Here is a 16,765-nt window from a genome sequence, read left to right on the forward strand (position 1 = left end):
TTCCTGAGCGAGGTTTTCCGTGTCCGCAGCGACCCACGATCACGACCGCGAGGAGGGGCTGGCTTTCCAGCCCAAATTCGACGCAGCAGGTCTTGTGACCTGCGTCGCGACCGATGCCGCGACCGGCGATGTGCTGATGGTCGCGCACATGAACGATGAGGCCCTGCGCAAGACGATCGCGACCGGCGAAGGCTGGTACTTCAGCCGCTCGCGCAATGCGCTGTGGCGCAAGGGCGAGAGCTCGGGCCAGACCCAGCGCGTGGTCGAGATCCGGATGGATTGCGATCAGGACGCGGTGTGGATCAAGGTCGAGCAGATCGGCGCCGCCTGCCACACCGGACGGCGCACCTGCTTCTATCGCGTGGTGAAGGACGAGGGGGGCAATGTCAGCCTGTCCTTTGTCGACGCCGAGCAGCTGTTCGATCCGGCGCAGGTCTATCGCAAATAGCGCGTTTGATCTGAATCAAATGCGACGCGTCGAGCCGCATCTTCGATGTCGCGCACTTACTCCGACGCCCAGCCCTGAGCCATTAACGCGCCATTAACCATAATTACGGCAGGTTGACGGGACATGGGTGCCGATTGCCGGCACCCGGCAAGGCACCCGGGTAGATGGCGGTCGACCTCTTCAATGCGACGGCTTCGGCAGGTGTCGATCCCTCGCGCCTGAAGGTCGCGAGCTCGATCAAGCAGGCGGCCGCGACCACCGGCACGAGCTTCGAATATCTGCTCACCACCGCGAAGATGGAATCCAATTTCGATCCGCGGGCCGGCGCCACGACCTCGTCGGCGCATGGACTTTATCAATTCATCGACCAGACCTGGCTCGGCACCGTCAAGGAGGCGGGAAGCCAGCTCGGCTACGGCCAGTATGCCGACGCCATCAGCAGGAATTCCGACGGCAGCTATTCGGTCGGCGATCCCTCCGCGCGCGCCGCGGTCATGAAGCTGCGCGACGATCCGGACGCGGCGTCCTCGATGGCGGCGGTGCTGACGCAGTCCAACAGCTTCAAGCTGACCGGCAAGCTCGGCCGCCGTCCGACCGATGCCGAACTCTATATGGCCCACTTCATGGGCGTCGGCGGCGCCGGCAAGCTGATCTCGAGCGCCGAGGACAGCCCGAGCGCCAACGCGGCCGCGATGTTTCCGAAGGCGGCGGCCGCCAACCAGTCGATCTTCTACGACAGGTCGGGCAGCGCGCGCAGCGTCAGCCAGGTTTATTCGGTGTTGACCACGCGCTACGCCGCGGCAGCGAATTCCAAGGATACGCGCACCGCCTTCGCCGCAGCGGGCGGCGACACCATGTCGCCTTACGCGATCGCAAGCGCCGCGCCCACACAAGCGCCGACCATGGACACCGCGTCCTATCTCTCGACCTTCCCGGACTCCCGGTCGGCGACGCCCGTCGGTGCGACCTCGGCCGTCGCATCGGCGCAGCCGGCGCCGACCTTCCGCTCGCTCTACCAGGCCGGCGACCGCTCGGAGCCGATCTCGCCGGCGGTGCAGGAGCTGTGGGGCAATTCCTCCTCGCTGACCACGTCGGCGACGCCAAAGGTCCGCGCGCCCGGACGGCTTGACCTGTTCAGCGATCCGAGCGGCACCTACAGCAACGGCTAGCCGCCCTGCCGCGCGCGCGAAGCCGCACGCCGTTGCCGTCTTAACGAAACGTCAATAATCCCAAACATTTATGGTGAACCCTTTATTAAGCGTCATGGTCTATTTTTCCTTGTAGTGGCGTCGTATGTCGATGCCGTTTCGTTGCGTAAGCCGGCAGGACCATGATCGTTCGGCAGTTTATTAGTTGGATTAGGACCGCTCCAGCAGGTGAGCGAGCAGAGGCGACACGGGCGTTGGCCCGCGCCTGGCTCATCTCGGATCTCACCGAGGACGACCGCATCGCAGCCGAAGGCGCGCTGCTGATGCTGCTCGACGACCCGTCGCCGCTGGTACGGCAGGCGATGGCCGAGGTGTTCGCGCGCAGTGCGGACGCGCCTGCCGCAATCGTGCAGGCGCTGTCGGCCGACCAGTCGGCGATCGCGCTCCCGGTACTGGAACATTCACCGCTTCTGATCGATGCCGACCTCGTCGACATCGTCGCCACCGGTTCCGACGAGATGCAGTGCGCGATCGCGCGACGCATCAATCTGCCGGCCTCCGTCGCCGCCGCGATTGCCGAGGTCGGCTCGGCGGCGGCCGCGCTCGAGCTGATCGAAAATCCTTGCGCCGGCCTCGCGCCGTTCTCCTGGGATCGCATCGTCGAACGCCACGGCCATCTCGCCGCCATCAGGGAATCGATGTTGCAGCTGGAAGACCTGCCGTCGGCGACGCGGCTGGCGCTGGTCGCAAAGCTCTCCGACACGCTGGCGCAGTTCGTCGTCGCGCGAAACTGGCTCGGCAGCGATCGGGCCGACCGCGTCGCCGGCGAGGCCAGGGAACGCTCCACCGTGAACATCGCCGCGCGTGCCTTTGGCGACGACATGCAGAACCTGATCACGCATCTGCGCGCCACCGGGCAATTGACCGCCGGGCTGATCCTGCGCGCGCTGCTGTCCGGCAATCTCGATTTGTTTGGGGCGGCGCTCGCCGAACTGTCCGGACTGCCCTATGGCCGCGTCTCCGCGCTGTTGAACGACCGCGGCGGCAACGGCCTGCAGGCGCTGCTGCGCCGCGCCGGCTTGCCGGAATCCACCTACGCCGCGTTCCGCGTCGCGCTCGAGGCCAGCCACGAGGTCGGCTATGTCGACAGCGGCGACGGTGCGGCGCGGCTGCATCGCCGCATGGTGGAGCGGGTGCTGACGCATTGCGAGACCGATCATTCCGCGGCCGAGCCGCTCTTGATCCTGCTGCGCCGCTTCGCGACCGAATCGGCCCGCGAGGACGCACGGATGTTCTGCGAGGAGCTCGCCGCGGAAGACGCGATCGCGGTGCTGCCTTACGACGACGATCTTATCGCGGCCTGAGCGCCGCGATTCTTTCCGATCGATGGATGCTTGAGTGGCTGCCGCAACGCGAGCAGCCGGCCGCGCGGCTATTCGCCGGGCACGATGCTCGGCGCGAGGATCGCCTCGAGGTGCTCGGGCCGGTCGCGGTTGGCGTGGGTCAGGAATTCATCGGCGATGCCGCGAAGCTGCTTGCTCAGCACGCCGGCGACGACTGCGGTGTCGAGCCTGGTGCGGTTGCGCACGATCGCCTGCACGGCGTTGATGTGATGGGCGATCAGCTGCGGCGGCACGGCGCCGAGATCCGGCGCGTGCTCGATGATGCGGCACAGGCTCTCCGCGGCTGCGGCCGCCGACGGATAGCCGAATGTCGCGGCGTCGCCCTTGATGTCATGCGCGGCGCGGAACAGCTCCTCGCGCGTCTTGTCGCTGAAGCCCTCGCGCAGCACGGTGGCATGCGCGGCGGAGAGACGGTCGGCCTCGATCGTCATCCACTCCTTGAACTCGCCCGACAGCCCGGCGAGCGCCTTTTCGGCGCGGCCGACCGGATCGTCGAGATCGCTCTCGGGGACACGCAGCAGCATCTTGCGCAGCGGATTGGGCTGCGTGATCACGTGGTGCGTACCGAAGCTCTTGACCTCGATCGTCCCGGGTTTGTCTTTCGCCATAGCGATATCCTAGATGGCCGAGCGCGCCTTTTCGAGCAGCGACGGTTGTTGCAGCACCTCGACCTCGCCGCTGCCGCGGCGTTCGGGGCCGATATAGGTGTTGGTGGTGTTGCGGCGGCGGTCGGGGCCGAAATAAGTCTTGGTCTTGATGAACGGGCGCGGATTGGCGACCACGTTCATGATGCGCTGGTAGAGGCCCTTGGCCGAGATCGGCTTGGCCAAAAATTCGGTGACGCCGGCATCGCGCGCCACCGTGACGCGGCGCTTCTCGGAATGCCCGGTCAGCATGATGATCGGCGCGTAAGGGTTGCCCTTGGATTCCGGCTGCCGGATCATCTGCGCAAGCTCGAGCCCGTCGAAGATCGGCATCGACCAGTCGGTGATGACGATGTCGGGCACGTAGTGCGTATACATCTCGAGCGCGGTGGCGCCGTCCTCGGCCTCATACACCTCGCGCGCGCCGAACGAATGCAAAAGCGTCCGCAGGATGCGGCGCATGTGCGGATTGTCGTCGCAAATCAAAAATCGCAGCTTGTTGAAATCGATGCGATACATGGTCCGGCCCTGATAGGGCATTACCTCGCCAATGCGGTATTACCCGACGTTAACCATATCCCGCCCGGGGTTAATGATTGGTTGCCGGGCGGGGGGGAGCAAGGGGAGCCGTCGTCAGTAGCCGAACTGCTCGCGCAGGATGCGTTCTTCCAGCGAGTGGCCGGGGTCGAACAGCATCCGCATCGCGATCGTCTTGTCGGACAGCACCTCGACCCGGCGGACGTCGCGGACCTCGTCATGGTCGGCGACCGCGGCGACCGGGCGCTTCTCGCCCTCGATCACCTCGATCACCACGAAGGCGGAATTCGGCAGCAGCGCGCCGCGCCAGCGCCGCGGCCGGAACGCGCTGATCGGGGTCAGCGCCAACAGCGCCGCGTTGATCGGCAGGATCGGCCCCTGGGCGGAGAGGTTGTAGGCGGTCGATCCGGCCGGCGTCGCCACCAGGATGCCGTCGGCCATCAGCTCGGGCATCCGCTCGTGCTCGTCGATCAGGATGCGCAGCTTGGCGACCTGGTAGGTCTGCCGGAACAGCGCGACCTCGTTGATGGCGTGATGCAGATGCACGGCGCCGTGGATGTCGGTGGCGCGCATCAGCAGCGGATTGATCAGCGACTCCCGCGCGGCGGCCAACCGGGTGCGCAGATCATGCGTCGAATATTCGTTCATCAGGAAGCCGACAGTGCCGCGATGCATGCCGTAGATCGGCTTGCCGCTGCGCATGTTGGCGTGCAGCGTCTGCAGCATCAAACCGTCGCCGCCGAGCGCGACCACGACGTCGGCATCGGCGGGTGGATGATTGCCGTACATTTCCGTCAGCTGCTCGAGCGCCGACTGCGCTTCCGCGCTGGCGCTGGCGACGAAGGCGATCTTGTCATACCGCTTGGAGCTGGCCATCGCTCACGAACTCGTTTGGCACGGAACACGCCGCGCTCGTCTATACATCCCGGGCGGCCTTGTCGAGATGGTCCGGGAACGGACCGCATGCCACGCCGACGCCGCCAAACTAGCGTAGTTTGCCGCTGGATTGCGTAAATCGGGGCGCAGGGAGTGAATGGTATGGCTAACAGTGTTGCGACACGGCTCGCCGCGGCGTTGCTGGTGGCCTGCCTTGCGACCGCGGCGCGGGCCGACGACGAGACCCCGCAGCCATCGCCGTCGCCGAGCGCGCAGGCCCCAAGCGTCCAGAACCCAGCTGGCCAGAACCCGAGCGGTCAGAAGGGGCGGGCAGGACGCGGCGGCGAGGCCGGCTCCGGCGCCAACGCTGCGGCCAGCGGCTCGACCGCCGAGCAGCACCGCCTGCCGCCGGACTCCACGACCAGGCAATCGGTCGCGCTGCCGAACCGCACACTTGACTTCAGCGCGACCGCGGGGTCGATCCGCGTGTTCGACGACAAGGGCGAGCCGCTCGCCGACATCGCCTATACGTCCTACCAGCTCGACGGTGCCGAAAAGGCGAACCGGCCGGTGACCTTCCTGTTCAACGGCGGTCCGGGCTCCGCGTCGGCCTGGCTGCAATTCGGCAATGTCGGGCCGTGGCGGCTGCCGTTCGACGGCGCAGTGTCCTCGGCCGCGCCCGAGCTGCAGGCCAATGCCGACACCTGGCTCGATTTCACCGATCTCGTCTTCATCGATCCTGTCGGCACCGGCTACAGCCGTTTCGTCACGACGTCGGAGGATGCGCGCAAGCGCTTCTTCACCGTCGACGGCGACGCCAATTCGGTCGCGCTGGTGATCCGTCGCTGGCTGGAGAAATACGACCGGCTGACTTCGCCGAAATATCTCGTCGGCGAAAGCTATGGCGGCATTCGCGGGCCCAAGGTGGTGCGCAATCTGCAGATGCAGCAGGGCGTCGGCGTCCGTGGCCTGGTGCTGATCTCGCCGGTGCTCGATTTCCGCGAATATACCGGCTCCAGCCTCATGCAATATGTCGCAAGCCTGCCGACCATGGCGGCGGTCGCGCGACAGGCGAAGGGCCCGGTGACGCGCGAGGATCTCGCCGACGTCGAGAGCTACGCACGCGGCGATTTCCTGCTCGACCTCGTCAAGGGGCAGGCCGACACGGAGGCCACCGCGCGGCTCGCCGACAAGGTCGCAAGCCTGACCGGGATCGATCAGGCGGTGAGCCGCAGGCTCGCCGGCCGCTTCGACATCGGCGAATTCCGCCGCGAGTTCGATCGCAAGAACGGCAAGGTGACCGGCCGCTACGATGCCTCGATCGAGGGTTTCGATCCCTATCCGGATTCCAGCTACTTCCGCTTCAACGATCCGTCCGGCGATCCCCTGATGGCGCCCTTGACCAGCGCCGCCGTCGACCTCACCACGCGCAAGCTGAACTGGCGGCCGGACGGCTCCTATCATCTGCTCAGCGAGAGCGTGAACAAGGCCTGGGAGTTCGGTCACGGCATCAGTCCCGCGGAATCGGTGACGCAGCTTCGCCAGGCGCTGGCGCTCGATCCCAAACTGAAACTCCTGATCGGCCACGGCCTGTTCGATCTCGCCACCCCGTACTTCGCCTCGAAGATCATCCTCGACCAGTTGCCGGCCTTCGCGGGTCCGGGCCGCACCAGGCTCGCGGTCTATCCCGGCGGCCACATGTTCTACTCCCGCGACGGCTCGCGCCAGGCCTTCCGTAAGGAGGTCGAGGCGCTGATGAGGTGAGGGGGGGACATAGCGGGTCGGACAACGTCACCCGCGCCCGCCCATGGCCGTCGTCCCTGCGAAAGCATGCGAAGCGGGGACGAGATCGAATGTGTTTGCACGGTCTGTGAGTCATACGACCGCATTCTCGCGACCTGATTTGTCCGAGCTCTAGCGGTCAAGTTCGCGGCGCTAACACTAGCGCTCACGGCTCCACGGGAAGAGGGAGGCCGGGAAATCGGCCGCGTAGCGGTGACCGATCGGCGGGCGGGGCTCTTCTTGCACAGGATTCCGATCAGGCTCGACCACCTTCCGGTAAAGATGCCAGGTCGCGTGACCAAGCACCGGCAGAACGACGCAGAGGCCGACGAAGAATGGCAGTGAGCCCACGGCCAGCAATACCGCAACGATCAATCCCCACGCGGCCATCTCAATTGGATTCATCATCACGGCCCGTATCGACGTGCGGATCGCGTCAATCGCTGTCGCATGACGGTCGAGCATCAGTGGAAATGAGACGACGCTGACGCACAGGGCAACCAGGGCGAAAAGGAAGCCGACGCCGCATCCGACGATGATCAGCGACCAGCCTTCGGGCGTCGTCAACACGCGCTTTGCGAAATCAGGGATGCTCGCAGCCGGCGCATAGCCGAACGTCATGATGTAGATCGCGTCCGCGGTGGCGATCCAGACCCCGAACAGAACGAACAGGAGAACGCCAAGTTCGAACATGGCGCCGAACGACGGCGCGCGCAGCACCTGCATTGCATCCCAGGCTCCTGGCTCCTCTCCGCGTTCGCGGCGTCGGCTCAGTTCGTAGAGTCCTAGTCCGGCGAAAGGACCGATCAGGGCGAAGCCGGCGGCGAGCGGAAACAGCAGCGGCAGCACCGAATAGCCAAGCACAAGTCTGAACAGGACAAGTCCGAGCACGGGATACATCACGCACAGGACGATTGCGTGGGTCGGGATGGCCTTGAAGTCTTCCCAGCCGAGGCGCAGCGCGTCGCCCAGGTCGGAAAGGCTGATCTTGCGAACGACGAAGGCGGTAGAGACGCCAAACAATTGCAGCTTGGGTCGTGCGAACACCGTGGTCATGGTTCCGGTCTCCTTGCTTGTGGCCGCAGGGGAACGGAGCGCCATCAACACACGCACATCCGCCTCATGCGCGAAAATCGCGACTGAGTCCGGCAAATCAGATTCAACCAGAAGGAGCTTGCCGGACGACATCCGTCGCAACCGGTCCGGTAAAACTAGTCCGATGCGCGGCAGAAGCAAGGTGGCGAATGCGGTCGGGAGAATTGTGCAGCTGCACAAACGATGTCTTGCGATGCACCATGCGATGGGGGAGGGCCGATCAGTGTTCGCGGCCTCCAATGCATTCCCGCCAACACGCGCCGGACAGCGGCGGGCATTACTCCTCTATTGACGTCCGGCTCGATGGGTACCATGTTGATGATTGGCGCCCCCAGCTCCGATGAGGTTGCGGCCGTGACGTTGAGTTTTTGTCATGTCCCAGCGTCGCGACCGGCAGAATGGGGCGAGGCAAAAGCCACGGTGATGGTGAACGCAAGACCATCCCTCTGACGTGAGCTCCGCCCTTTCGTTCGTCTCCGCAGCCTTCGATGGCAAGGAGGAGGGATGGCTGTAGCGATCTTACTGCTCCTGGTTGCCGTCGCCTCGGTGCTGTTTCACCTCTACAGCCCCTGGTGGTGGACCCCGATTGCCTCGAACTGGAGCTATATCGACCACACGATCAACCTGACATTCTGGATCACCGGAGCGGTGTTCTGCGCGGTGATCGCGTTCATGGCCTATTGCGTCCTGCGCTTTCACCACACCGAGGGACGGCGCGCCCACTACAATCCCGAGAACAAGAAGCTCGAATGGTGGCTCAGCATCGGCACCGCGATCGGCGTCGTCGCCATGCTGGCGCCCGGCCTCGTCGTCTGGCACCAGTTCGTCACCGTTCCCGACGACGCGACCGACGTCGAGGTCGTTGGACAACAGTGGATGTGGAGTTATCGGCTTCCGGGAAAGGACGGCCGGCTCGGCACGTCAGACGCACGCCTGATCAGCTCCGACAATCCACTCGGGTTGAATCCCAATGATCCGAACGGGCAGGACGACATCGTCGTGCAAAACGAGGATCTGCATCTGCCGGTCGGGAAGCCGGTGAAGGTGCTGCTCCGCTCGATCGACGTCCTGCATGATTTCTACGTGCCCGAGTTCCGGGCGAAGATGGATATGATCCCCGGCTCGGTGACCTACTACTGGCTCACGCCGACCCGGACCGGAACCTTCGACGTCCTCTGCGCGGAGCTGTGCGGTGCCGCGCACGCACAGATGCGCAGCAAGGTCGTCGTCGAAGAAGAGAAGGAATATCACGCGTGGCTGGACAAGCAGCACACGTTCGCCGCCTTGTCCGGCCAGCGCAACGTCGCGAAGGCGGCGTACAAGACTGGCAGCGAATGAACATGCCGACGAGGATCGGCCGGATATGACGTGAACTCGTCGCTGAGCGGAAGACCAGGGAGGGTATTCCGATGGTCGATATCCCGTTTGATCAGGTCGCAGGCATCCCGCCCGCCGAAGTGGGTGAGGTCGAGCTCTATCATCCGCACAGCTGGTGGACGAGGTACGTCTTTTCGCAAGACGCCAAGGTGATCGCCGTCCAGTACTCGATCACGGCGATGTCGATCGGAATGGTTGCGCTGGTGCTGTCGTGGATGATGCGGCTGCAACTGGGATTTCCCGGCACATTCTCCTTTATCGATGCCAATCAGTACCTTCAGTTCATCACCATGCACGGCATGATCATGGTGATCTATTTGCTCACGGCGCTGTTTCTCGGCGGCTTCGGCAACTACCTCATCCCGCTGATGGTCGGCGCGCGGGACATGGTCTTCCCCTACGTGAACATGCTGAGCTATTGGGTCTACCTGCTCGCCGTGCTGGTGCTGGCCGCGACGTTCTTCGTGCCGGGCGGGCCGACCGGCGCCGGCTGGACGCTTTATCCACCCCAGGCGATTCTGTCCGGTACCCCCGGACAGGACTGGGGCATCGTTCTCATGCTGGCCTCGCTTATCCTGTTCATCATCGGCTTCACGATGGGCGGGCTCAATTATGTAGTGACGGTGCTGCAGGCGCGGACGCGCGGCATGACCTTGATGCGCATGCCGCTGACGGTGTGGGGCATCTTCACCGCGACTGTCATGGCGCTGCTGGCGTTCCCGGCGCTGTTCGTGGCCTCGGTGATGCTGCTGCTGGACCGCCTCCTTGGAACCAGCTTCTTCATGCCGACACTGGTCGAGATGGGCCAGCTGACCAAGTATGGCGGCGGCAGTCCGATCCTGTTCCAGCATTTGTTCTGGTTCTTCGGCCACCCCGAAGTCTACATCGTCGCGCTGCCGGCGTTCGGCATCATCTCGGATCTGATCAGCACGCACGCGCGCAAGAACATCTTCGGCTATCGCATGATGGTCTGGGCGATCGTGGCGATCGGGGCGCTGAGCTTCGTCGTGTGGGCGCACCACATGTATGTCAGCGGCATGCACCCGTATTTCGGGTTCTTCTTCGCGACCACGACGCTCATCATCGCGATCCCGACCGCGATCAAGGTCTACAACTGGGTGCTGACCCTTTGGCGCGGCGACATCCATCTCACGGTGCCGATGCTGTTTGCGCTCGGCTTCATCGTCACCTTCGTCAATGGCGGCCTGACCGGGCTGTTCCTCGGCAACGTTGTCGTCGACGTTCCGCTGTCCGATACGATGTTCGTGGTCGCGCACTTCCACATGGTGATGGGGATTGCCCCGATCATGGCCGTGTTCGGCGGGATCTATCACTGGTATCCGAAGGTCACCGGGCGGATGCTCAATGATGCGCTCGGACGCTTCCACTTCTGGGTGACGTTCATCGGCGCCTATGCGGTGTTCTTCCCGATGCACTATCTCGGCCTGCTGGGGATGCCGCGCCGCTATCACGACATCGGCGAGACCTCCTTCGTCCCGGCCTCCGCCCATGACCTCAACGCGTTCATGAGCGTGGCGGCGCTGATTGTCGGCTTCGCCCAGCTCGTCTTCCTGTTCAATCTGGTCTGGAGCCTGCTCAAGGGAAGGGAGGCGGGCGGCAATCCCTGGGGTGCCACCTCGCTGGAATGGCAGACGCCGGAGACCCCGCCGGGCCACGGCAACTGGGGCAAGGAGCTCCCCGTCGTCTATCGCTGGGCCTACGATTACAGCGTGCCCGGTGCCGCCAGGGACTTCATCCCGCAGAATGAACCGCCGGCCAAGGTGCTGGCCCAGGGGGCCCATCCGTGAGTGCCATCGTCCTGTTCATTGCTACGATTGCAGCGATCGCGGGATGGTGGCTCTCGCAGCAACGGCTGGCCGCCAAGCCGTGGCTGGAGCAGGGCATTGCCGTCGATCTTCGCGGCGATCGCGGCTCTTCGGTGCCGGCGGCGAAGATCGGCCTCGGTGTTTTTCTCGCGGTGGTCGGCTCGCTGTTCGCGCTGCTGATCAGCGCCTACTCGATGCGCACCACCATGGTGGACTGGCGCGAGCTGCCGCTGCCGAGGCTGGTGTGGTTCAACACCGGCGTCCTCGTCATCAGCAGCGTGGCGCTGCAATGGGCGCTGATGGCCGCGCGCCACGACGACCATGAGGGCTTGATCGCGGGCCTCTTGGTCGGCGGTGCATCGGCCGTGATGTTCCTGATCGGGCAGCTCGTGGTGTGGCAGCAGCTCAACATCGCCGGCTATGTCATGGCGTCGAATCCGGCCAATTCCTTCTTCTATCTGATCACCGCGCTCCACGGGCTGCACGTGACCGGCGGCCTGGTGGCGCTCGGCAGGGCGACCGTAAGACTGTGGCGCGGCGCGCCGATGACGCAGATGCGCCTGAGCGTCGAGCTTTGTGCCATCTACTGGCATTTCCTGTTGCTGGTCTGGCTGGTCCTGCTCGGTCTGCTGACGGGCTGGACCGACAATTTCGTCGACATCTGTCGCCAGTTGCTCACCTAGCGAGGCAGGACGCGATGACCGAAACCACACTCGCAACCCCCAAGGCGCTGCCCGGAACGATACCCGGATTGCGCGGCATCGCCGCCGACTGGGCCTCGGACCAACGCGCGTTCAAGAACGTGTCGTGGGGGAAGGCCATGATGTGGATCTTCCTTCTGAGCGACACCTTCATCTTCAGCTGCTTCCTGCTGTCGTACATGACGGCGCGAATGTCGACGACCGTGCCGTGGCCCAACCCCAGCGAAGTCTTCGCGCTCAATATCGGCGGCCAGCACATCCCGCTGATCCTGATCGCGATCATGACCTTCATCCTGATCAGCAGCAGCGGGACGATGGCGATGGCCGTCAACTTCGGTTACCGCCGGGATCGCGTCAAAACCGCAGCCTTGATGCTGGCCACCGCGGCATTTGGCGCGACGTTCGTCGGAATGCAGGCCTTCGAATGGACCAAGTTGATCATGGAGGGCGTGCGACCCTGGGGCAACCCGTGGGGCGCACCGCAATTTGGCGCTAGCTTCTTCATGATCACCGGCTTCCACGGCACCCACGTGACCATCGGTGTGATCTTCCTGATAGCCATCGCGCGAAAGGTTTGGCGGGGAGACTTCGACGTCGAGCGGCGCGGCTTTTTCACGAGCCGCAAGGGCTATTACGAGATCGTCGAAATCATGGGCCTGTACTGGCATTTCGTCGATCTGGTCTGGGTGTTCATCTTTGCCTTCTTTTATCTCTGGTGAGGTCGCGCATGACAGAAGCAGCGGTACATGTGGAAGGGCAGGCAGCACAGCACGCGCTACACACCTATGTGCATGGTGCGGTGGCATCAGGCGCCACGCATGCAGAGGGCCAGCAGCACCCGATCAAGCTCTATCTGGTGGTCTGGGGATGGCTGTTCGTGCTCAGCACCTGCTCCTACCTCGTCGACTATTTTGGTATCCATGGCCACCTGCGATGGTCGCTCATCCTGCTGTTCATGGTGCTGAAGGCCGGCCTGATCGTCGCCGTGTTCATGCACATGGCCTGGGAGCGGTTGGCATTGGCCTATGCCATCCTGTTGCCGCCAGTGCTGGTGCTGGTTTTTGTAGGGATCATGGTGTTCGAATCCGACTATACGCACCTGCTTCGGGTCATGTTCTTTGCGCCAGCAAGCTAGAAATGGGGCGGCCATGACCACATGGGTCGTGCTGGACGAGGCAAGACATCCTGAAGGCGGAGGCCTCGCCGCATCGTCCGGCACCCTGCGAAGAGGGCCTTCAACCGATGGCTTTTCGAACTGACGAGGAATTAATCTCGTGCAAATCAATCGTTCAATTCGTCGCCGGAGCTATGCCAACATCGGAGACTACGTCGCACTGACGAAACCGCGCGTGATGTCGCTGGTCGTCTTTACCGCACTGGTCGGTCTCATGGTCGCACCGGGCGGCATCGATCCCTTCATCGGGTTCGCTGCTCTTGTTTGCATCGCTGCGGGCGCCGGCGCTGCAGGCGCGCTCAATATGTGGTACGACGCCGACATCGATGCGGTGATGGCACGTACCGCCATCCGTCCAATTCCCAGCGGCCGCGTATCGCGCCCGGAAGCATTGGTCTTCGGATTGATGCTCGGCACGTGCGCCGTTCTCGCCCTCGGCACCTTGCTGAACATGGCCGCTGCTGCGCTGCTTGCCTTTACAATCTTCTTCTACGTTGTCGTCTACACGATGTGGCTCAAACGCCGAACCCCGCAGAATATCGTCATTGGTGGTGCCGCTGGTGCACTCCCTCCGGTGATCGGCTGGGTCGCGGTCACAGGATATGTCGGGCTCGAGCCGCTCATCCTGTTCCTGATCATCTTCCTTTGGACGCCACCCCACTTCTGGGCACTGTCGCTCAATCTTGCTGGAGAGTATGCCCGCGCCGGAGTGCCGATGTTGCCGGTCGTGGCCGGCAAGACCGAAACAAAGCGCCAGATCCTTCTCTACAGCGCGCTTCTGGTTTCGACCTCACTGCTGCCTTGTGCACTGGGGTTTGCGGGAGCCGTCTACGGCGCGGCTGCGGCGACGCTGGGAGCGATCATGATTTTTCTCGCATGGCAGGTACGCCGAAGCCACGACAAGGAAAGGCGGCCCGCTCGTCGCCTGTTCGTGTTTTCGATGCTCTACCTGGTCCTGCTTTTCGGGGCGCTGCTGATGAATGCTGCACCCTATGCTCAGTCCCACTGACCGGACGCATGCGAATCGACAGCCGCCTTGCGCCGTCGGACAACTCAGTGATTGAATTTCGCGGGGCACCCGCTGGGGACGGCCCTAGCGCTCGTCTCGCATATACGGACTTCGCTGGGAGACGCGTCTCAGGTCTTGGTCGTCTTGATCGGCAGACATCGTCTGGAGCCCGTGCATACGTGGCACGCTCGCCGGGTTGCCCAACAAGATCCAGGCGATAGCGCCGGTGGCCAGCATTCCGCCGCAAATCACCAAAAGGTCCCGCCTCATCGCGCGTCCTCCGTATGTGGCCACATCCAAGCATAAATCAGGCCAATCCATTCGGGCGCGGACAAGATGCGGCGCACAGGATAGCGTTGGACAAGTAGGACAGGCAGGCCCTAAGCTCCGTCCATCGCTGCAGCGAGGCGCGGTTCAAGAATGGACTGGTCCTACTATCTCGGGGGCACTGCTATTGTCCTGCTCCTTCTTGCCTATCGGCTGCATGGCGGGCTGTTTAGGAAGAATTCACTGCGGGACGAGAAACTAAATCGACTGATTGATGAACGCATCGGACGCTTGGACCTGAAGCGCCGCAACGATTGAACCGCCCTGAAGCGGCACCTCGAGGCCAACGCAACGCCACTCTCCGGAATCATCCTTACGGCGACGGCAGAGCTACCTTGGTCTCCCGAGATGACCATCTCGGCAGATGATACTTTTTTGTGATTTGAAAAGAGTGATTTGAGCAATCGAATGAAAGTCTGGGTCTATACCGACACAAGCAAGCCCGTTGGCGAGCCGGATCATCTGAAAATCTTCGCGACCAATGACGCCGCGCAGTCGTGGTTCAAGCAGAACGTTCCCGAGGGCGCCGCATTTGCCTACGAGATTATTCTGGGGCCGCGTTACCTGGCCAAGACGCTCCTCGTGCTGTCCGTCCTGCTTCTTGGCATCGCCGATCTCTACACCACCAACACGATCCTGAATCTCGGCCTCGGCGAGTTGAACCCGTTCATGCATGTCGCCCAGACGTGGCTCGGCCCCTGGTGGCTTATCCCGAAGCTCGGTTTGACCTATTTCATGATGTGGCTGCTTTGGCGCAGCAACAACCCTTACAATATCGCTATTGTGGCGGCGTTTTGCGCCACGCCGGTACTCAATAATCTTCTCATCATCGCAGGCACGAACTAACCTCGATTCACGTTTCGACCGTGAACCGAAGGATCGATCCGGCTCACCCATACGTCTCCACGATGAAGTCGATCAGGGCGCGGAGCTTCGGCGTCATCTTGCGGTGCTTCGGCCACAGGATCTGGCGCGCGCGGGCTCGCGTCGTGTAGTTCGGCAGCAGGACCTGCAGCCGTCCCGCGGCGATATCGTCGGCAAGCAGCTCGTCGCGCATCAGCACGATGCCGGCGCCCGCCAGCGCCGCATAGCGGATGCCGAACGCGCTGTTGATGAAGAGGCGGCTCGCGACGTCGACATGCACTTCGCCCTCCGGCCCGGAGAAGGTCCATCGTTGCCCGTCCGACCAGCCGGGGTAGCGCAGGCATTCATGGCGGGCGAGATCCGCCGGATGGGTCGGCGTGCCGCGTTCGGCGAGATAACTCGGCGCGGCGCACACCACGCCGGTATAGGGCGACAGCGAGCGCGACATCATGGTGGAATCGGTCAGGGTGCCGACCCGGATCGCCGCGTCCAGCCCTTCCTCGAGCAGGTCGACCATCCTGTCGCTGAGGATGAGGTCGACCGAGACTTCCGGATATTTCTTCATGAAGCGGACCAGCGCGGGCGCCAGGCTGTACGATCCGAAGGCGACCGAGGTCGCGACCCGGAGCTTGCCGCGCGGCGCGCTCAGGGCCTCCTCGACCAGCGCATCGCCGGCCTCGGCCTGTTCCAGCAATTGCCTGCAGTGATCGAGATAGCTGCGGCCGAGCTCGGTGAGGCCTTGCCGCCGGGTCGACCGGTTGATCAATTGCGAGCCGAGCCGGTCCTCGAGAAAACGGATATGCTTGCCGATCATGGTCGGCGACATCCGCAGCTCCTTGGCCGCCGCGGTGAAGGAGCCCAGATCGGCGACGCGGGCGAACACGGACATGCTGGTCAGTCGATCCATGATTATAAACTGATAGTTATTTCACTGCAGATCAAAGCACCGCTTATAGGGCGTTGGAACTGTACTTATTACCATAAGTGAGCAATCGGCGCGATGATCCGTGCGATTTGCTTTGGAATGTGGCCGGTCGCGCCCGGAGGGGCGCGGACCGCGCGGGGCCTCGAACCAGGACAGGAGTGTCAGGATGCCTTTCCAGATCACGATCAATGGGACCAGTTATCAGGTCGATGCCGATGGCGACACGCCGCTGCTCTGGGTGCTACGCGACGTGCTGGGCATGACCGGCACCAAGTTCGGCTGCGGCATGGCGCTGTGCGGCGCCTGCACGGTGCATCTCGATGACAGCGCCGTGCGCTCCTGCATCACGACGATCGACAGCATTGGCGACTCCAAGATCACGACCATCGAGGCGGTCGGCAAAACGCCGGCGGGCAAGAAGATCCAGGACGCCTGGCTCGCGCACGAGGTGCCGCAATGCGGCTACTGCCAGTCCGGGCAGATCATGTCGGCTTCCGCGCTGCTCGCGAGCAAGCCGAAGCCGACCGATGCCGATATCGACGACGCGATGTCGGGCAACATCTGCCGCTGCGGCACCTATGTCCGCATTCGCGAAGCGATCAAGCAAGCTGCGCAGTCGGGAGGTTGAG

At 63.5% G+C, this 16,765-nt stretch carries 18 protein-coding genes; 13 read left to right on the forward strand and 5 right to left on the reverse strand.

Features of this window, described 5'->3' with window-relative positions; all coding sequences use genetic code 11:
• Positions 1–19 precede the first annotated feature (19 nt).
• The 3 genes from hisI (at position 20) to E2I15_RS02600 (ending at position 2,960) form a co-directional block, all read left to right on the forward strand.
• Positions 20–448 (forward strand): phosphoribosyl-AMP cyclohydrolase, encoded by a 429-nt coding sequence (hisI, locus tag E2I15_RS02590; protein ID WP_137479921.1) that lies wholly within the window; start codon positions 20–22, stop codon positions 446–448.
• Between the two features lie 164 nt (positions 449–612).
• On the forward strand, positions 613–1,617 hold the full coding sequence (locus E2I15_RS02595; protein ID WP_137479920.1) for a lytic transglycosylase domain-containing protein: 1,005 nt from the start codon (positions 613–615) through the stop codon (positions 1,615–1,617).
• A 161-nt stretch (positions 1,618–1,778) separates the two neighbouring features.
• Complete coding sequence (locus E2I15_RS02600) at positions 1,779–2,960, forward strand: DUF2336 domain-containing protein (protein ID WP_137479919.1); 1,182 nt, start codon at positions 1,779–1,781, stop codon at positions 2,958–2,960.
• A gap of 68 nt (positions 2,961–3,028) precedes the next feature.
• Here the strand turns inward: E2I15_RS02600 and E2I15_RS02605 are convergent, their stop codons facing one another.
• The 3 genes from E2I15_RS02605 to E2I15_RS02615 all read right to left on the reverse strand — a co-directional run bounded on the left by E2I15_RS02605 (position 3,029) and on the right by E2I15_RS02615 (position 5,056).
• Complete coding sequence (locus E2I15_RS02605) at positions 3,029–3,607, reverse strand: Hpt domain-containing protein (protein ID WP_137479918.1); 579 nt, start codon at positions 3,605–3,607, stop codon at positions 3,029–3,031.
• A 9-nt stretch (positions 3,608–3,616) separates the two neighbouring features.
• Positions 3,617–4,162 carry a response regulator gene (locus E2I15_RS02610; protein WP_028336173.1) on the reverse strand — a complete coding sequence of 182 codons (546 nt, stop codon included), beginning with the start codon at positions 4,160–4,162 and terminating at the stop codon, positions 3,617–3,619.
• A 114-nt stretch (positions 4,163–4,276) separates the two neighbouring features.
• Complete coding sequence (locus E2I15_RS02615) at positions 4,277–5,056, reverse strand: NAD kinase (RefSeq protein ID WP_016843906.1); 780 nt, start codon at positions 5,054–5,056, stop codon at positions 4,277–4,279.
• Positions 5,057–5,218: 162 nt separating this feature from the next.
• Between E2I15_RS02615 and E2I15_RS02620 the strand changes: the two genes are divergently transcribed.
• Complete coding sequence (locus E2I15_RS02620) at positions 5,219–6,820, forward strand: S10 family peptidase (RefSeq protein ID WP_137479917.1); 1,602 nt, start codon at positions 5,219–5,221, stop codon at positions 6,818–6,820.
• Positions 6,821–6,997: 177 nt separating this feature from the next.
• On the opposite strand, the gene E2I15_RS02625 is transcribed toward E2I15_RS02620, so the two are convergent.
• Positions 6,998–7,894, reverse strand: coding sequence for a DUF2189 domain-containing protein (locus E2I15_RS02625; protein ID WP_069275742.1), 897 nt, complete (start codon positions 7,892–7,894; stop codon positions 6,998–7,000).
• 543 nt (positions 7,895–8,437) lie between these two features.
• Between E2I15_RS02625 and coxB the strand changes: the two genes are divergently transcribed.
• From coxB to E2I15_RS02660, 8 genes are all read left to right on the forward strand, one after another.
• Positions 8,438–9,271: a cytochrome c oxidase subunit II gene (gene coxB, locus E2I15_RS02630; RefSeq protein ID WP_137479916.1), complete on the forward strand. Its 834-nt coding sequence runs from the start codon at positions 8,438–8,440 to the stop codon at positions 9,269–9,271.
• Positions 9,272–9,342: 71 nt separating this feature from the next.
• Positions 9,343–11,118 carry a cytochrome c oxidase subunit I gene (gene ctaD / locus E2I15_RS02635; protein WP_137479915.1) on the forward strand — a complete coding sequence of 592 codons (1,776 nt, stop codon included), beginning with the start codon at positions 9,343–9,345 and terminating at the stop codon, positions 11,116–11,118.
• The gene (locus E2I15_RS02640; RefSeq protein ID WP_137479914.1) at positions 11,115–11,819 is read left to right on the forward strand and encodes a cytochrome c oxidase subunit 3; all 705 of its coding nucleotides are present in this window, start codon (positions 11,115–11,117) and stop codon (positions 11,817–11,819) included. The genes ctaD and E2I15_RS02640 overlap by 4 nt, the downstream gene beginning before the upstream one ends.
• Positions 11,820–11,833: 14 nt before the next feature.
• A complete protein-coding gene (locus tag E2I15_RS02645) occupies positions 11,834–12,556 on the forward strand; it encodes a heme-copper oxidase subunit III family protein (RefSeq protein ID WP_057019651.1) in 723 nt (240 codons plus the stop codon).
• Between the two features lie 8 nt (positions 12,557–12,564).
• Positions 12,565–12,972, forward strand: coding sequence for a cytochrome C oxidase subunit IV family protein (locus E2I15_RS02650; RefSeq protein ID WP_137479913.1), 408 nt, complete (start codon positions 12,565–12,567; stop codon positions 12,970–12,972).
• A 139-nt stretch (positions 12,973–13,111) separates the two neighbouring features.
• The gene (locus E2I15_RS02655) at positions 13,112–14,020 is read left to right on the forward strand and encodes a heme o synthase (protein WP_137479912.1); all 909 of its coding nucleotides are present in this window, start codon (positions 13,112–13,114) and stop codon (positions 14,018–14,020) included.
• Positions 14,021–14,440: 420 nt separating this feature from the next.
• On the forward strand, positions 14,441–14,605 hold the full coding sequence (locus tag E2I15_RS38620) for a hypothetical protein (RefSeq protein ID WP_167350399.1): 165 nt from the start codon (positions 14,441–14,443) through the stop codon (positions 14,603–14,605).
• Between the two features lie 150 nt (positions 14,606–14,755).
• Positions 14,756–15,193, forward strand: a complete 438-nt coding sequence (locus E2I15_RS02660) for a DUF5658 family protein (RefSeq protein WP_137479911.1) — start codon at positions 14,756–14,758, stop codon at positions 15,191–15,193.
• 43 nt (positions 15,194–15,236) lie between these two features.
• Here E2I15_RS02660 and E2I15_RS02665 read toward each other — a convergent pair whose 3' ends face one another.
• A complete protein-coding gene (locus E2I15_RS02665) occupies positions 15,237–16,100 on the reverse strand; it encodes a LysR substrate-binding domain-containing protein (protein ID WP_246668175.1) in 864 nt (287 codons plus the stop codon).
• A 202-nt stretch (positions 16,101–16,302) separates the two neighbouring features.
• On the opposite strand from E2I15_RS02665, the gene E2I15_RS02670 reads away from it, so the two are divergent.
• Positions 16,303–16,764: a (2Fe-2S)-binding protein gene (locus E2I15_RS02670; RefSeq protein ID WP_137479909.1), complete on the forward strand. Its 462-nt coding sequence runs from the start codon at positions 16,303–16,305 to the stop codon at positions 16,762–16,764.
• The last annotated feature ends 1 nt before the right edge of the window (position 16,765 follow it).

Origin of the sequence: Bradyrhizobium sp. BR2003, from assembly GCF_009720285.1 — a bacterium.
Lineage (GTDB): Bacteria > Pseudomonadota > Alphaproteobacteria > Rhizobiales > Xanthobacteraceae > Bradyrhizobium > Bradyrhizobium elkanii.